Source organism: Aminipila butyrica, assembly GCF_010669305.1.
Classification (GTDB): Bacteria; Bacillota; Clostridia; order Peptostreptococcales; family Anaerovoracaceae; genus Aminipila; species Aminipila butyrica.
Genome location: NZ_CP048649.1, coordinates 1,999,964 through 2,016,597 on the forward strand (window position 1 = coordinate 1,999,964; position 16,634 = coordinate 2,016,597).

Genomic DNA, 16,634 nt, shown 5'->3' on the forward strand with positions numbered 1-16,634 from the left:
ATATTACATAATGCAATTTTTAAAACCACATTACTGTCATTTACAAGAGAGAAAGGAAAATCATTATGAGCACACACATCAATGCAGCTAAAAGAGGAGATATTGCCGAATCCGTTCTGCTGCCTGGCGATCCTCTGCGAGCCAAGTTTATTGCGGAAAACTTTTTGGACAGTCCGAAACTGTACAACGCCATTCGAGGCATGTTTGGCTACACAGGTACTTATAAGGGAGTTCCTGTTTCCGTTCAGGGTACAGGCATGGGCATGCCTTCCATGGGCATCTACTCCTGGGAACTGATTACCGAATACGGCGTTCAAAACCTGATTCGAGTAGGTACAGCTGGCTCCTTTCACGAAGATGTAAAGATTGGCGACGTCGTTCTTGGTGTATCTGCTTCCACAGATTCCAATTACATCCATGCCTTCGACATTCCTGGCACTTATGCTCCAAATGCCAGTTGGGACTTGCTGCTGAAAGCCCAGGAAGCCCACAAGGATTTAAACATCTCCTTAAAAGCCGGAAATATCGTCTCCTGTGACGTCTTTTATGAATTCGGTGACTGGTGGAAGAAGTGGGCTAAAATGAACGTGCTGGCTGTAGAAATGGAAGCCGCTGCCCTGTATATGAACGCCGCCTATAACAAGGTCAACGCCCTGGCCATGGTGACTATCAGCGATCATTTCATCACTGGCGAACATTCTACCAGCGAAGAACGGCAGCATTCCTTCACCGACATGATGAAGCTGGCCCTGGAAGTTTGCGTTAAATAATTCTTATGGGTCAACGATCCTTTAACCGATAGAACAAAAGCATGAAGCTCCTAAATAAGGAACGTCATGCTTTTCTTTTATTTGATGAACAAACGTATATTAATCCTAGGCATTTCTTATTGCGCCTGAATTTTAAACCGGTTTACCAGTTGATTCATCCTTTCCGCTTGATCGGCTAATTCTTCGCTGGCAGCGGCACTCTCCTCCGCGGTAGCGGCATTGGTCTGAACAATAGCTGCAATCTGGTCTACTCCCAAGGTGATCTCCTGAATCTGCATGGCCTGTTTTTCTGAGGCCTGAGCAATTTGTCCCGCAGATTCAACCAGCTTTTCTGTAGACTGAGCGACTTCACCAATGGTCTTCACCGTCTCATCTGCTACTCGAGAGCCGTTTTCAATGGCAGCAATGGTACTGCCAATAAGTTCTGTGGTATTCTGAGCAGCTTCGGCGGACTTGGCTGCCAGATTTCGCACTTCATCGGCCACTACGGCAAAGCCCTTTCCCGCTGCGCCTGCCCTAGCTGCCTCTACAGCGGCATTTAACGCCAAGATATTGGTCTGAAAAGCAATGTCATCAATGGTCTTAATGATTTTGCTGATTTCGTTAGCCGAATCAGATATGTCTCCCATCGCTGCTGTCATTTCTGTCAGCTGTGCAGTACCAGCAGCCAAGGCTTTTCCGGCTTTGCTGGCCACTTGATCAGAGTCCTTGGCATAGTCTGCTGTTCCGCGGATTCCTTCTGCAATCTCTGCAATGGTGGCGGACAATTCCTCAATCGAAGAAGCTTGCTCTGTCGCGCCTTGAGAGAGCGCCTGGGCCCCATCAGATACCTGACTGCTGCTGCTCCCCACTTGGGTGGAAGCATAATCAATCTCCTGTATCGCTGCGCTCAGATTGGCCTTAATGCTGTCAAACATTTGACACAATTTCGCATACTCCCCTACATACTTGTCGGCACACCGGCTCTGAGTAGTAAAATCCCCCTCAGAAATCTGCTCCAGAGTCAGCACCACGTCACCGATGATTTGCCGCATGTTGTCCGACATGTGATGAAAGTCGGTAGTCAATGCTCCAATCTCGTCATTGCGATCTACATTTAATTCTAATTGAAAATCTCCCTGCGTGATCTGACGAGCTGCTGCCACCATGCGTTGAAGCGGTTTCAATGCCTTATTTACCACCATAGCGATGATGAATCCAATCACGATTAACGCGACCACCATCAGTGCTACTTGCAGGCAGACAAAGCCGATGATTGGTCCATAGATTTCCTGCTGAGAAATCCCCACCATAGACCACCAAGTCTGATTGTCCAGCTGGATAGGGTTGAAGAAACACAACTCCATTTCCCCTTCTTTATCTACCAGTTTTATATAGAAAGCTTTTCCCTTACTCAGGTTTTCTTGTAAATCTTCAAAACGTCTGCCCTCTTCGTACTTTTCCTTCAGATTATGGCCGATGCGTTCCAGATTTACCGGGTCGTAAACAACATTCTGTCCATCACTATAGATGGTAAAAAATACAGAACTATATTTGCTGTTGAGGTTCTCTTTAAAAGCAGAAAAAATATTAATATCAATATCCGCCGTTACTACGCCTACACACTCCTCTCCCACCAAAATGGGATAAGTCACTGTAATCATTTGGATACCATTGTCCTCATACGCTTCGGTTAAGTGGACCTGTTTTGTCTTTTGTGCTACGGCATAGTATTCTTCGTCGCAATAGTCTTCATATACACCGTAACTCTGTACGGTATCTGTCACGGCACCCGTACTTCCCAAATACAACGTATAGTCTCTTATATTGCTGTCAAAGGCATAGGGTTCAAAGAACACGCCCATACCAGCAATATCCGGGCTATTTTCCAAATTGTTGCGGATTGTTTCAATGGAATAGTCCTCGATGGCCTTCGCCTGGCTGGACATAGGAGTCCCATAGAGCTGGCTTGCAGCCTGTCCCTCCCTGTTTTCATTTTTCTCCATGCTGCTTCCGATGTAGGCTGCCAACAGCAAGCCGACTTTCTCAGATTCCTTAAAGGCGCCGTTGGCAATAACTGAATTTACCTGGGCCGTACTGGCTATCTCAGAGGTAATGGCATTGCTCATCTGTTTATAGGTATTTACGGATGATGCAGCAATAAAGATGGCAAAAATCAAGACCAACAGGAGTACCACCGTGCGGGTTAGACTGGTGGCTAGCTTTTTTTCTTTTTCCTCTCGACTACTTCTTTTACTGATGATATTCATTCCCTTTTTTCCTCCTAAATCTTGAATGGTCACCCATTCATATTTTTGTTTAGAGCGATCTTTGCACTACAAGGAGAATCAATAAAAAGCCATAGGACTTGCCAAGTCCTGCCCAAAATGAATACAAAAAATGCTCCACAACCTAAAAATTAGATATATGGGGCATTGCGTCATGTTCCATATTATTATCCCAATAAACTAAAAAACTTCTGTTAAGCTGCGTCGCTTACGAGAAAATAAGTGCTCCACCCTCTGCTGGATTTGCTTCAGGCTTCTGCGTTCAAGATACGGGATATTTTCTTTATAATACCATATCAGCCTTCATTTAGCAATTATGAAAATTTCCAAAATCTAGATAAATGAACTTCATCCATATAAAAAAAATTTGGCTTTTCTCCTGGCACACAAAAAGACAGCCCGGATGGGCTGTCTTCTCCTTTTGCTGACATACGTCCAGCTGTCCTTATTTTTCCTTTACTGCTGGCAAAATGGTCTCTACTTCAGCATGTGGTCTAGGGATTACATGTACAGAAATCAGCTCGCCAACTCTCTGCGCTGCTGCTGCACCGGCATCTGTAGCAGCCTTAACAGCTCCTACATCTCCTCTTACCATAACAGTTACCAGTCCGCCGCCTACGAATTCCTTACCGATCAGCGTTACGTTTGCTGCCTTTACCATCGCATCTGCTGCTTCGATAGAACCTACTAAACCCTTTGTTTCAATCATTCCTAATGCATCATATTTCATTTTTAAATCCTCCTAAAAATTCATTTTATTTTTTGATATCAATAAATTTATTTTACAATAGTAATCTTTGCGGATGAACCAAGCCCCATAGCGTTGGCTTCTTCCGTATCTAAGTGACATTCCAGGGCGGACGCATCATTGGCCCGTACCGCTACATTGCTGTAGATACCGCCCTTTGGTCCTCCTGCCTTGATGCTCACCGTCTGCCCATCTGCTACACCAAAACGCTGAGCGTCTGCCGGTGTCATGTGAATGTGTCTCTGAGCAACAATTAAGCCCTCTGTGGTCTGCACAGAACCCTTCGGCCCGATGATGGTGATTCCCGGCGTACCGGTCAGTTCACCTGACAGCCTGGCCTGAGCGGGTACGCCCAGCTTAAAGCAGTCTCCTGTCAGCACTTCTACCTGGGTCTTGCTTCTTACCGGTCCTAATACCCGGACCTTTTCAATCGCTCCCTTTGGACCGCAGATGGTCACCGTCTCCTTGCAGGCATATTGCCCTGGCTGAGACAGCTCCTTCATCTTGGTCAACTGGCAGCCTTCGCCAAACAAGCTGTTTAAATCGGACTGAGAAAGGTGGATGTGCCTGTTTGAAACCCCTACCGGAATCTCATTGCTTTCCTGCTGCGCCTGTCTGGCGATACTGCTTTGTACAGCTTCCAGTAAAAGTTTTAATACAGCTTCACTTTTATCCATCTTACTCTCCTTTCATCGCATTTACTAAGTGGTTTACTAAATCCATCAAATCATCCTGGGTAATTTCTCGTTCCTGGGAAACTCCGCAGCTGCCGCAGGTTGTGGAAGATACACCGCTTCCGCCGCAGCTTCCAGTGATTTCTGGGTGGTTGAAGGTTGCATCATCTGCTGCCAGAGTTGCGCAGTCCTTTAGGCCATATGCGACTTTTTTAATATTTACTAGGTGCATCGGCGTTACATTTTCGGAGGTAGAGCTTCCGCCCCACGTTCCGCAGCCCAGGGTGAAGGCTGGCATCAGTCCTGTGCTGGCACCTGTTCCCCCCATGCTTCCGCCGGTGTTTACCAGAATTCTAGAAGCCGGCTTAGCTGCAAACTTCATAACGATATCTCGATCTTCTGTGTGCAAGCTCATGGTGTGACCGATGCCGTTTTGCAGCAATGCGATGCTCAACTCACAAGCTTCATGCCAATCTTTTACGGTGTAGAAACCTAATACACAAGTCAGCTTTTCAAAAGAAAGGGGATATCCGTCACCTACGCCGCCCTGCTCCCCAATCAGCACTCTGGTTCCAGCTGGAATGCTGATGCCTGCGCCCTCGGCGATAACCTCAGCAGATCGTCCTACAAACTTGGCGTTCATGGCATGGCCGTTCTTGAACAGCAGCTTGCAAACCTTGGCGGTTTCTTCTGCTGTCATGAAGTATCCACCTTGGTTCTTGAACTCTGCTACGACTGCATCCCGGTTGCACTCTTCGCAGATAATGGACTGCTCTGATGCACAGATGGTACCGTTATCAAAGGTCTTGCTGGCCATGATATTAGTAACAGCCTTCTGAATGTTTGCCGTTCTTTCAATGTAAGCCGGAGAGTTTCCTGCACCTACACCTAATGCCGGCTTACCTGCACTGTATGCAGCCTTGACCATACCTGGACCTCCGGTGGCGATGATGATGGCTACTTCCTTAGCGTGCATCAGCTCGTCTGTGGCTGCCATGGATGGCATGGAGATACAGCTGATACAGTTTTCAGGTGCCCCTGCCTCTACGGCTGCCTTGTACATCAGTTCCGTAGCCTTCATGGTACACTTTGCTGCGGAAGGATGCGGAGAGAATACGATGGCATTTCTTGCCTTAAGGGCAATCATGGCCTTATAGATTACGGTGGAAGTCGGGTTAGTGGATGGAATGATACCCATTACCAGACCCACTGGATCAGCTACCTCTATAATCTGATTTACTACATCTTCCTGAATCACACCAATCGTCTTCATGTCTTTGATTGCGTTATACAAGATAGTGGATGCCAGATGGTTCTTATAGGTCTTATCTGCCGCCTTACCAAATCCGGTCTCTTCCACCGCCATCTGTGCCAGGCATACTGCATTTTCCTCCGCTACTCGAACCATGTTTTTCAGAATCTTGTCAATCTGTTCTCCTGTGTAGGCAGCCAGTTTGTCAGTAGCCACTTTACCCAGACGAGCCAGATTTCTCACCTCTTGTACGGAACGTAAATCATAATCAAAATTTTCCATTTTAATCGTTCTCCCTTCTTCTTTCTCTTTCGCATGATAATATTTTAGAATAATGACGGAATTAATCTGTCGGATGGGGATGGAATCACTTCGGAGTTGACCAGCAGGCCCTTCTCCTCGGCGATGCTCTTTCCCGCTTCCTCTCCAGTCTCCACCGCCGCTACGTCTCCGGTAAAAGTAAAGAAGGCTTTCCCTCCTATCCCGTTACCCAGGCGCAGCTCCAGCGGTTCTAAGTCAGCTGACTTTAAGATGGCATCGGCTGCGATAACCATGGTAGACATGGAAAACGATTCCATTATTCCCAATGCCTGAATCCGCTCCGGCATAGTAGATCCGGTGATAGCTGGAAAAACCTCTGGATGTACATTGGGAATCACAATGGAATCCACCCAGTACTCTCCTGCTACTCGTTCACCTACCTGCACGGAATCTTCTACCGCCGCTACGTCTCCGTGAACGATGGTAATATATTTTCCAGGACATGTGCTGCTGGCTGTTACAATCTCTACATCTGAAATCTTTACCATCTGGTCCGCTGCGTAAATGCCTCGGGCAATACTTGTAAATTCAACCATTCCTATTGCGTTTGCCATCTTAACCCCTCCTTATTGCAATGTATCCATTGCCGCATTCGGTTACCGTCCCGGAAATGCTTGCATGAATGGCAGCTCCCAGACTATCTGCTGGAATCTGTCCAATCTTCTGTCCAACCTCTACTCGGTCGCCTACCTGTACCACCGCTTCTGCCGGTGCACCTACATGCTGCCGGGTAGCGATGTGCACTTCCTGGACCTGCAAAGGACATTCTGCCATCGGTGCCGGCTTATCAAAGTCTCGAAGGCCAATTCTAGCAATCAGGCGCTTACTTGGCAGCTTGCGCATTTCTCTTGGGCCTCTGGCTTCAAATACGTCCTTGGTCGGCTTATACCGCATCCCCTTCTCTAACAGCATGTCCCGGAAGTAGTTGTTGGCTGCTTTCGGATACAGGCCAATCGGACAGGCAAACAGCTCACATAGGTTGCACTGACAGCATAACTGAGCGATGCCCTTTTCCTCCAGGTTATCGGATTTATAGCCTAAAGCCCGCATCATTTTATGGGGCTGCATATCGTGACCTATCAGATATCTCGGACACATGTCCGTACACATTCTGCACTGCTCGCAGGTGGCCCGATTGATTCGCTTGCTCTGCTCTTTCGAGGCAGACTTGCGCTGAATCAGCAGGTGATGTTTCTTCAAGATCACAAAGCCTTTTGTCTTCTTCGTCACATAGCCATCTGTTCCGGCCATTACCGGTCCCATCATCGGACCGCCGTCGATAACGGTGTAGTCATCGAAGTTTTCAATGCCGCTGAGCTTGAGTACATCAATAATTGGTGTTCCAACTGGTACTTTTACGGTCAACCGCTGAGGGATATCTCCCGCCAAGGTCAGATACGTTTCCGTTACCGCTTTTCCCTCCATGGCGTAGTAGATGTTGAGGGCTGTCTCCGAGTTGATTACCACGCAGCCTACCTGAATCGGAATGCCTACTTCTGGTACCACCCGTCCAGTCAGCTCATATACCAGCACCTGCTCGTCCCCCGCCGGATAAATATCTGGCAGCAGACCAATTTCTACGTAATCCTCTACGTGCAGGGCTTTAATTCGTTCTTCCAATAGGTCAATGACGTCTTTGTGTTTTCCTTTTATTCCGAGGATGGCTTTCTTTGCTTCCACCTGTCTGCCTGCGGCTTCAAAGCCTTTGATAATCTCGTCTGGAAACAGAGCCATCAGCTGCTGGTCTACTCGTAGAAGCGGCTCGCATTCCGCTCCGTTTAGAAGGATATATTCTGCTTTTGACGCTAATTTCACATGGGTCGGAAATCCTGCTCCACCTGCACCAACGATGCCGGCTTCTTTTACTTGTTCAAGAAGACTCATTCTTTCTACCTCCGTTCGTTTATTCCTGTCTTCCTCTTTTAATGGGCCATCTTTTAGAAGGCTCCTCCATTTAACTTTGTCTTTAATTTCATCCTTTAAATCCTTTCTCTTAAATGTCGCACGAGGTGCTTCGCTGTTTCCGGCGTTCACCCCTCATACAGACTAAGGGGGTATTGTAAATTGAAATCATATATATAAAAAAGCCCAGAAATAGCCTGTTATGACTAAGTCTGAGCTTCATCGCCTCAGTTGTGCACTCTGTACTTCTTCGTGAAGATACAGCTTCTATGAAATTTTTAATTAAATAAAGTCAAACTGTACTGTCATTCTCTAGGCTCTGTATGGATGAACAATTCGTCGTTCACTCCGTCAGCAATCATTATTCACATTAAGTTCAGCCTAAAAGTTCTCTCTGAACAATTTTTAAGCTGAAAGCCTTTTCCGTCGCCCTTGACTACACTGCTCTAGGAAAACGATGTCCGGCGGTATCTTTATCAATCCTTAATTGAAAACATCCTTTACAGCCCGATAAAAAAGCGCACCCAAATATCTCATTCAGGTGCGCTGCGTCACGTCACTGTTGTTTCTAGAAACACACTACGGCGTGTCGTTTCATGAATTAATCATACAATGGGGAGCAGATTTTGTCAATATATTTTAGGAAAAGTACCCCTGTCGGATTTAGTAAAAAAGGCAGTCCCCAAAACATCAACTGCCGTTCTACGGAATGCTCCCATTTGTGCTCCCATAAATTGTTTTTATCTAAAGACAATATACATTTCCATGGCGGTGTGATATAATTAGAAAGACTGGGATTTGCAAAACTTATTATTGAAAAAACAACGGCTATTTGAAAGAGAGGTTATTATGAGTGTTAAAAAATTATTTATTATAGGTGCCGGTTTCATGGGCATGGGTATCGCCCAGACGGCCATCACACGGGGAATCCAAGTGATGGTCAACGACATCTCTGATGCAAACCTGGCCAAAGGACGCAAGACAGTAGAAACATTGCTGCAAAAAAGCGTTAAAAAAGGTAAAATGACGGAAAGTGCCATGGAAGAAGCTTTGGCTCTCCTGTCTCTTACTACCTCCGTTTCCGACTGTAAGGATGCGGACTTCATCATTGAAGCGGCTCCAGAAAACGAAAATTTGAAGGTATCCTTAATAAAGGAAGTGGATAAATACGCAAAAGCAGAGGCAATCATCTCCAGCAATACGTCTTCCATTTCCATCACTACGCTGGCAAGCTGCCTGAAAGATCCATCCCGCTTTGTGGGCATGCACTTTTTCAGTCCTGTACCATTGATTCATTTGCTAGAAGTAGTTAAAGGCCTGCAAACCAGCCAGGCGACCATGGATGCGACCACCGCTTTTGGTGAGCAGCTGGGCAAAACCGGCATCGTTTCCAAGGACGAGCCAGGCTTTATCGTAAACCGCATGCTGATTCCGATGTTAAACGAGGCTTTCATCCTGATTGAACGTGGAATCGGCAGCATTGAAGAAATCGACCTGGGCATGCGCAAGGGACTGAATCACCCTATGGGCCCACTGGAACTGGTTGACATGATTGGTATCGACGTAGAACTGGCCGTTATGGAAGTTCTATACAGCGAAATCGGCGATCCGAAATACCGGCCTGCTGTTCTGCTCCGCCGGATGGTGGCAGCAGGAAATCTGGGCCGCAAGACGGGCCGCGGTTTCTATATCTATCATGAAGATGGTACCCGCACACCGAATACCGAACTGATGTAAGGTCTTCGGTCCTTATCGGACCTATATAAACACCAACATAATGAACACATAAGTATTTTCAATTAAATTTTTTGCAAAATAAAACAGAGGCATATGGTTTCACACTCCCATAGGCCTCTGTTTTTTTATTTTATTCTATATTGGAGACGTTTCTATTATATAGCGTTGTACTTTTTTAACAGTTCTTCGATGACCGTGCCTGAAATTTTCTTCAACACCGTCTTTTTGGCTAAATTGGCAATGAACGGCAGCTTCATGTCAATAACTTTTTTCCCGTCCATCAGCTTGCAGGTAGAATCCAGCAACACCCGGACATCATAACAAGAGTTAAAGACCTCTGGCACTCCTCGGTCTACGTTCAGCAGGGTATAAACGGCTTCCATGGCCGTGCGCACCGAGTATTCGGTAGTAAATACGGTATCCCGCACCGTATCCGCAAACTGACCAATAAAGGCAAAGTTTGTGCAGCCCTCCGGCACCACCTTTGGCCGGTCACCTGCCGCTCTCGGCATGAAAAATGCAGTGATATAAGGCATCATACACGGAATGCTGCGAGCAGATTCAGCAGCCAGTTTAGGAATCTCTGCCTCCGGCACGCCCATATGATACAGCCACTCCTCCGTAATTTCCTTGCCGGTGCATTCCCGCATTGGCTTTTTCACATAATTCCCCGGCACATCGGTGAACAATCCGTATACCCATACGACTAACTGATCCTTAGGCTGCTCTTTAAAATGAGGCTGACGATTTAAGGTGTAGCTCAGAAGCCAGTTGGAATCTTTAGCCGTAATGATACCACCGGTGACAACCCGGCCGCTGAACGGATCTCTCTTGCATATTTTTTGGATGTAAGGAGGGATTTTATCATCTAGGGTGGTCACGGTAGCAGATTCCCAGTTGGTGGCCTGCGTATTGGTGCAGAACTTGTCCGGTTTTCCAAAAGCCGGATCCTGCTTAGCGATGTTCCGCCACAAGTTCCAGCAGCCACCGTCTGCAATGCGGAATTCCGGCGGATGATTCTGGTCTCCAAAGGCGGCATTTTCGATGCAGCTTCCATTGGTGACAAAAACCAGATCATTTTCGGTCAGAGAAATGGCATCCTTAGCCCCGTTCCGCAGGCAACTTATGGTTCTGGCTTCTTTCTTCCCCGCTATCATGTCGAAGACGACGTCGGTAACTTTCACATCATACTGGAAGTCTACTTGATGGGCCTCCAGGTATTTAATCATCGGCAAGATCAGGGACTCATACTGGTTATACTTCGTGAATTTCAACGCAGAAAAATCTGGCAGCCCGCCGATGTGATGGATAAACCTCTGCACATACAGCTTCATCTCCAAGGCGCTGTGCCAGTCTTCAAAGGCAAACATCGTCCGCCAGTATAACCAAAAGTTCGAATCAAAGAATTCCTGAGAAAATAAATCCGATACCTTTTTGTCATACAGATCTTCGTCTATAGTAAAGAAGAGCTTGAGGATCTCCATGGAGGCCTTCTCCGTCAAGCCAAATTTACCATCCGTATGGGCATCCTCGCCTCTGTTGACCGTAGCCCGCATAAGGGAATAGTTCGGATCCTTTTTGTTCAGCCAGTAAAACTCGTCCAATACGGACGCGCCCTCGGTCTCCAAAGAAGGAATCGACCGAAACAAATCCCACAAACATTCAAAATGGTTTTCCATCTCTCGGCCTCCACGGATGATAAACCCTTTTTCCTGATCTCGGATACCGTCACAGGCGCCTCCCGGCAAAGACAGTTCCTCTAAAATATGGATTCGCTCCCCCTTCATCTGTCCATCCCGAACCAGAAAGCAAGCAGCCGCCAGAGAGGCCAACCCCGACCCCACCAGATACGCCGATTTGTTGTCTACTCCCTGGGGCTTCTCCGGTTTGGCAAAGGCCTCATAATTTCCATTGCTATAATACATATTACTACCTCCAACCTCTTATGGTTTATAATGTAGATTTATTTATCACATAATATAATATCACAAACTATATTTTTATTCAAAATATTTATACTATTATACCAAAAAAATTTCTAATTTATTCCGGCAGTCCGGTCGGCCAAAAGAAAAACAGGTGCAAAGGAAAACCTTCACACCTGTTTTTTATTCCGTATATCTAGCCGTTTTATTGCTAAAAATTTTTTTCTTTCATTTAAAGAGGTCTTTCATCTTATCCGAAAAGCTCTTTTTCTTTCCATGATTTTCGTTGTCCAGAATATCGCCCAGTTCTTTAATCTTCTTTTTCTGATCTGCGTTTAACTTGGTTGGCACTTCTAAGACAACTTTCACGTACAAGTCACCCATTCTGGCGGTTTTCAGCCCTCTAATGCCCTTCCCCTTTAAGCGGAACACCGTACCCGGCTGGGTTCCCGCCGGAATATTGTAGGACACCTTTTCACTCAAGGTCGGTACGGTGATATCATCACCCAAAGCAGCCTGAGCATAAGAAATCGGCATCTCCAGCCATAAATCTTGACCATCTCGTTTAAAGAGACTGTGTGCTCTTACCCGAATCACGACATATAAATCGCCATTTGGCCCTCCGTTGGTCCCTGGCTCTCCCTGTCCCCGGATGGAGATGATGGAATCATTGTCTACCCCTGCCGGGATATCCACGGAAATCGTCACCGTCTTGCGGACCTTTCCGCTGCCACTGCACTCCGTACAAGGGGTCTCAATGACTTGGCCGGATCCACCGCAATTCTGGCAAGTGTTCACACTTTGGAACTGTCCAAACGGAGTCCGCTGAGTGGTCCGCACTTCCCCTGTACCATTACAGGTCGGACAGGACTTCTTAGACGAGCCTTCTGCCGCTCCGGACCCGTGACACTTCTCACACTCAACGTATTTCGTCAGTTTAAGTTGCTTCTTGGCACCAAAAGCAGCCTCTTCAAAGGAAATAGCCACCTCCTGCTGCAAATCCCGGCCCTTCATCGGTCCATTTCGCCGTCTGGAGCCCCCACTGCCGCCGAAGCCGCTGAACATGCCTCCAAACATATCGAATATATCTTCAAAACCGCCAAAGCCTGCGCCGCCGCCAAAACCTGCACTTGGATCTACGCCGGCATGACCGAACTTATCGTACTTACTCTTCTTGTCAGGGTCGGAAAGAACACTATACGCCTCGTTTACCTCTTTAAATTTTTCTTCAGCTTCCTTGTTATCAGGATTCTTATCCGGATGATACTTCATGGCCATCTTTCGGAATGCACTCTTTATCTCACTCTCGCTGGCGCCCTTCTGAATCCCAAGGACTTCATAATAATCTCTCTTATCTGCCATTTTTTCTCTCCACTCTGCATTCAATTCAGATTAACCGATGATAAGCACTCCCTGCTGGAAGGAGTGCTTATCTTCAACGTTTTAACCGTATCAATATTACCTTATGCAGGTTCATATGTCAACTATTTGTCTTCATCCACCACTTCATAATCGGCGTCAACTACGTTGTCGTGTTTCGGAGCGTCTCCCTCAGGTGCTGCTCCGCCCATACCGCCTGCCATGTTTGGATCAAAGCCTGCTGCTCCGCCCTGCTGAGCGGCCTGAGCCTGCTGATACATCTTGGCTGAAATCGCGTGGAACTGCTCGGTTAGCTTGTCGGTCTTCTCTTTAATCTCTTCCAGATTGTTAGCCTCCAGAGCCTTGGACAGCTCATCCTTGGCTGCTAAAATGCTGGCCTTTTCATCTTCGGATAAGCTGGCATCCAGGTCTTTCAGATTCTTTTCAGTTTCATATACCAGAGTTTCTGCTCTGTTGCGAACTTCAATCTCTTCCTTCTTCTGCTTGTCATCTTCAGCAAACTGCTCTGCTTCCTTAACCTTAGCCTGGATTTCTTCCTCAGAAAGCTTGTTAGAGGATGTGATGGTAATCCGCTGTTCCTTGCCTGTACCCATATCCTTAGCACTTACATTAACGATACCGTTGGCATCGATGTCGAAAGTAACTTCAATCTGCGGAATGCCGCGAGGAGCAGGTGGAATACCGGAAAGCTGGAAGCGTCCTAAGGTGATGTTTCCTGCCGCCATCTCTCGTTCACCCTGCATTACGTGAATATCAACAGCAGTCTGATTGTCCGCAGCAGTAGAGAATACCTGGCTCTTCTTTGTAGGAATGGTAGTATTTCTCTCAATAAGCTTGGTGGCAACGCCGCCCAGTGTCTCGATGGACAGGGAAAGTGGTGTTACATCCAACAATAATACATCATTTACCTCACCAGTCAGTACACCAGCCTGAATAGCAGCACCAACGGCTACACATTCATCCGGGTTGATGCCCTTGAACGGTTCTTTTCCAGTCACCCGCTTTACAGCATCCTGAACCGCTGGAATTCGAGTGGAACCGCCTACCAGAATAACCTTAGCGATGTCTGCATTGGTCACGCCGGCATCCTTCATCGCCTTCTGCATCGGCTCAATTGTTCTATTTACTAAATCAGAAGTCAGCTGATCGAACTTAGCTCTGGTGATATCCATATCCATATGCAGCGGACCATCTGCACTTACAGTGATAAACGGCAAGTTGATGTTGGCAGTCTGCGAGCTAGACAGCTCTTTCTTGGCCTTTTCTGCTGCTTCCTTCAATCTCTGGTGTGCCATTTTGTCACTTCTCAAGTCGATACCGTGCTCTTTGCCAAAGGTATCAGCCATGTAGTCAATGAGTACTTTGTCGAAGTTATCGCCGCCCAGCTTGGTGTCGCCGTTAGTAGCCAGCACTTCAAATACGCCATCGCCCAACTCCAGGATGGATACGTCGAAGGTACCGCCTCCCAGGTCATATACTAAAATCTTGTGATGTCCATTATCCTTATCCAATCCATAAGCCAAAGATGCAGCTGTCGGTTCGTTGATGATTCGCTTTACATCTAAACCGGCAATCTTGCCAGCGTCTTTTGTGGCCTGCTTCTGAGCGTCTGTAAAGTAAGCTGGTACGGTAATAACCGCTTCCGTTACCTTTCCGCCCAAGTAGCTTTCCGCATCAGCCTTTAGCTTGCCTAGAATCATCGCTGAAATATCCTGTGGTGTATACTGTTTTCCGTCAATTTCTACCTTGTGGTCGGAACCCATGTACGTCTTGATGGACGCAATAGTCCGATCCGGGTTAGTGATGGCCTGTCTCTTCGCCGTTTCACCTACTAGACGTTCTCCACCTTTGGTGAAGCCTACCACTGACGGTGTGGTTCGATTTCCTTCTGCGTTAGCTATTACTACAGGCTCACCGCCCTCCAGAACAGATACACAGGAATTTGTAGTCCCTAAGTCTATACCTATTACTTTTCCCATAATATATTACCTCCCTAATTTGCGACCTTGACCATGCTTGGCCGTATTACTTTACCATTTAATTTGTATCCTTTTTGTAAGACCGCTGTTACAAGGCCGCTTTCGTGCTCTTCACTGTCTTCGGTCATTACAGCATTGTGAAAGTTGGGATCAAATGCTACTCCCGTTGCTTCGATTTCTTCTAATCCGCTTTTTTCCAGTACCCCCTTGAAAATCTTAAATATGTTGTTCATACCCTGAACAAACCCTTCCTCGCCCTCGCCGTGAGCAAGTGCTCTTTCAAAGTTATCTATCACATCAAGCAATTCTGAAACGATTTTCTCGTTTGCATATGCATAAATGTCACTTTTCTCTTTTTCTGTTCTTCTTTTGTAATTCTGGAAGTCCGCCATCAGCCGCAAATACTTCTGTTCGCTCTCTTCAGCCGGAACATCCTCTGTCTCTGGTTCAACTGCCACCTCTGGGGCCTCCGTGTCCTGAGCTTCGCTTTCCTTTGTATTAGCTTCCCCTGTTGCCTCTGTTCCATCCGCTTCCTGCGCTTCCAGGATATCCACATCCTTTTCGGCTGCGGTCTTCTGCTGGTTAATCATCGTCCTCACTACCTCCTGTCAGTTTAAAAGTGTTATTCAAATTTTCGGTTATATACTCGATAACAGAAGTTACCTCGTCGTATTTCATTCTGGTGGGACCAATCACACCGATTTTCCCGATCAGTTTGCCGTCTATGTGGTATGTGGCGGTAATCAAACTACAATTCTGCATCATGTCATCTGCATTTTCATTTCCAATCGTAATAATCACGCCGTTTTCCCGATCAATCAACTTTTTAGTAAAGTCTTCTTTCTTGTTCAACAGCTCTAGAAATACTTTCGCCTTGTCGATGTCATTGTATTCTGGTATGGAAAAGATGTTGGTCAATCCATCCATATACAAATCGACGTTGAGCATTTTTTCTAGGGTTTTCATAAAGTTTGGCATAATGTTCTGTGCCAGCATGCCCATGGCTTCTAAATCCGTCTCAAAGGAGCGGATAATATCCACCGTCAAAGCTTCGCTGATGGTCTTACCTCTAAAGTTATAGGTCATAGATTTGGATAGCAGCTCCAAATTTTCCCTAGTGTAAGCCACCCGAATCTTCAGTGCCGTGTTAGACACTTTACCACTTTCCGCCACAATCATCAGCACCACGGTGCTATCGTCTACAGGCAGAACATTAACAAACCGCAATTTATCCTCATCGGTCTTGGGAGTCATCGCAAAGGATGTCAAGTTGGTGATTTCAGACAGCAGGCTGGCCGCATGCTGAATGGTTCTTTCAAACTCCGACATATCGCTTTGCAGCTTCTCTGAAATAATCTGTTTTTCCTCCAAGCTCAATTCCTTCTTGCTCATAAGCTCGTTTACATACAGCCTGTACCCTTTGTCAGAAGGTACCCTGCCGGCTGACGTATGAGGATGGGTCAAAAATCCCATGTCTTCCAAATCGGACATTTCATTGCGAATCGTAGCTGGACTCACACCTAACTCATACTTCTTTGAAAGGGTTCTGGATCCAACCGGTTCACCAGTGCGAATAAAATCACCGATGATGGCCTGTAATATTCTCAATTTTCTTTCGTTTAAATCCATCTTGCTCACCCTTTCTTTGTTAGCACTCACGTCGCATGAGTGCTAACTAC

At 46.6% G+C, this 16,634-nt stretch carries 13 protein-coding genes; 2 read left to right on the forward strand and 11 right to left on the reverse strand.

Features of this window, described 5'->3' with window-relative positions:
• The first annotated feature begins 65 nt into the window (after positions 1 to 65).
• Complete coding sequence (gene deoD / locus Ami103574_RS09495) at positions 66 to 770, forward strand: purine-nucleoside phosphorylase (protein ID WP_163066796.1); 705 nt, start codon at positions 66 to 68, stop codon at positions 768 to 770.
• 116 nt (positions 771 to 886) lie between these two features.
• Here the strand turns inward: deoD and Ami103574_RS09500 are convergent, their stop codons facing one another.
• From Ami103574_RS09500 to Ami103574_RS09525, 6 genes are all read right to left on the reverse strand, one after another.
• Entirely contained in the window at positions 887 to 3,019 is a 2,133-nt protein-coding gene (locus Ami103574_RS09500; RefSeq protein WP_163066797.1) for a methyl-accepting chemotaxis protein, read from the reverse strand.
• A 463-nt stretch (positions 3,020 to 3,482) separates the two neighbouring features.
• Positions 3,483 to 3,767: an ethanolamine utilization microcompartment protein EutM gene (gene eutM, locus Ami103574_RS09505; RefSeq protein ID WP_163065714.1), complete on the reverse strand. Its 285-nt coding sequence runs from the start codon at positions 3,765 to 3,767 to the stop codon at positions 3,483 to 3,485.
• 47 nt (positions 3,768 to 3,814) lie between these two features.
• A complete protein-coding gene (locus Ami103574_RS09510; RefSeq protein ID WP_163066798.1) occupies positions 3,815 to 4,462 on the reverse strand; it encodes a phosphate propanoyltransferase in 648 nt (215 codons plus the stop codon).
• 1 nt (position 4,463) lies between these two features.
• The gene (locus Ami103574_RS09515; RefSeq protein ID WP_163066799.1) at positions 4,464 to 5,993 is read right to left on the reverse strand and encodes an acetaldehyde dehydrogenase (acetylating); all 1,530 of its coding nucleotides are present in this window, start codon (positions 5,991 to 5,993) and stop codon (positions 4,464 to 4,466) included.
• Between the two features lie 44 nt (positions 5,994 to 6,037).
• Entirely contained in the window at positions 6,038 to 6,586 is a 549-nt protein-coding gene (locus tag Ami103574_RS09520) for a BMC domain-containing protein (protein WP_163065709.1), read from the reverse strand.
• 1 nt (position 6,587) lies between these two features.
• Positions 6,588 to 7,916, reverse strand: a complete 1,329-nt coding sequence (locus tag Ami103574_RS09525; RefSeq protein WP_163066800.1) for a 4Fe-4S dicluster domain-containing protein — start codon at positions 7,914 to 7,916, stop codon at positions 6,588 to 6,590.
• 867 nt (positions 7,917 to 8,783) lie between these two features.
• On the opposite strand from Ami103574_RS09525, the gene Ami103574_RS09530 reads away from it, so the two are divergent.
• Positions 8,784 to 9,671, forward strand: a complete 888-nt coding sequence (locus Ami103574_RS09530) for a 3-hydroxyacyl-CoA dehydrogenase family protein (RefSeq protein ID WP_163066801.1) — start codon at positions 8,784 to 8,786, stop codon at positions 9,669 to 9,671.
• Between the two features lie 155 nt (positions 9,672 to 9,826).
• Here Ami103574_RS09530 and Ami103574_RS09535 read toward each other — a convergent pair whose 3' ends face one another.
• The 5 genes from Ami103574_RS09535 to hrcA form a co-directional block, all read right to left on the reverse strand.
• Complete coding sequence (locus Ami103574_RS09535) at positions 9,827 to 11,596, reverse strand: oleate hydratase (protein ID WP_163066802.1); 1,770 nt, start codon at positions 11,594 to 11,596, stop codon at positions 9,827 to 9,829.
• A gap of 228 nt (positions 11,597 to 11,824) precedes the next feature.
• The gene (gene dnaJ / locus Ami103574_RS09540) at positions 11,825 to 12,958 is read right to left on the reverse strand and encodes a molecular chaperone DnaJ (protein WP_163066803.1); all 1,134 of its coding nucleotides are present in this window, start codon (positions 12,956 to 12,958) and stop codon (positions 11,825 to 11,827) included.
• A 122-nt stretch (positions 12,959 to 13,080) separates the two neighbouring features.
• The gene (gene dnaK / locus Ami103574_RS09545) at positions 13,081 to 14,955 is read right to left on the reverse strand and encodes a molecular chaperone DnaK (RefSeq protein WP_163066804.1); all 1,875 of its coding nucleotides are present in this window, start codon (positions 14,953 to 14,955) and stop codon (positions 13,081 to 13,083) included.
• Positions 14,956 to 14,969: 14 nt separating this feature from the next.
• The gene (grpE, locus tag Ami103574_RS09550) at positions 14,970 to 15,545 is read right to left on the reverse strand and encodes a nucleotide exchange factor GrpE (protein WP_163066805.1); all 576 of its coding nucleotides are present in this window, start codon (positions 15,543 to 15,545) and stop codon (positions 14,970 to 14,972) included.
• Positions 15,538 to 16,584 carry a heat-inducible transcriptional repressor HrcA gene (gene hrcA / locus Ami103574_RS09555; protein ID WP_163066806.1) on the reverse strand — a complete coding sequence of 349 codons (1,047 nt, stop codon included), beginning with the start codon at positions 16,582 to 16,584 and terminating at the stop codon, positions 15,538 to 15,540. The genes grpE and hrcA overlap by 8 nt, the downstream gene beginning before the upstream one ends.
• Positions 16,585 to 16,634 lie beyond the last annotated feature (50 nt).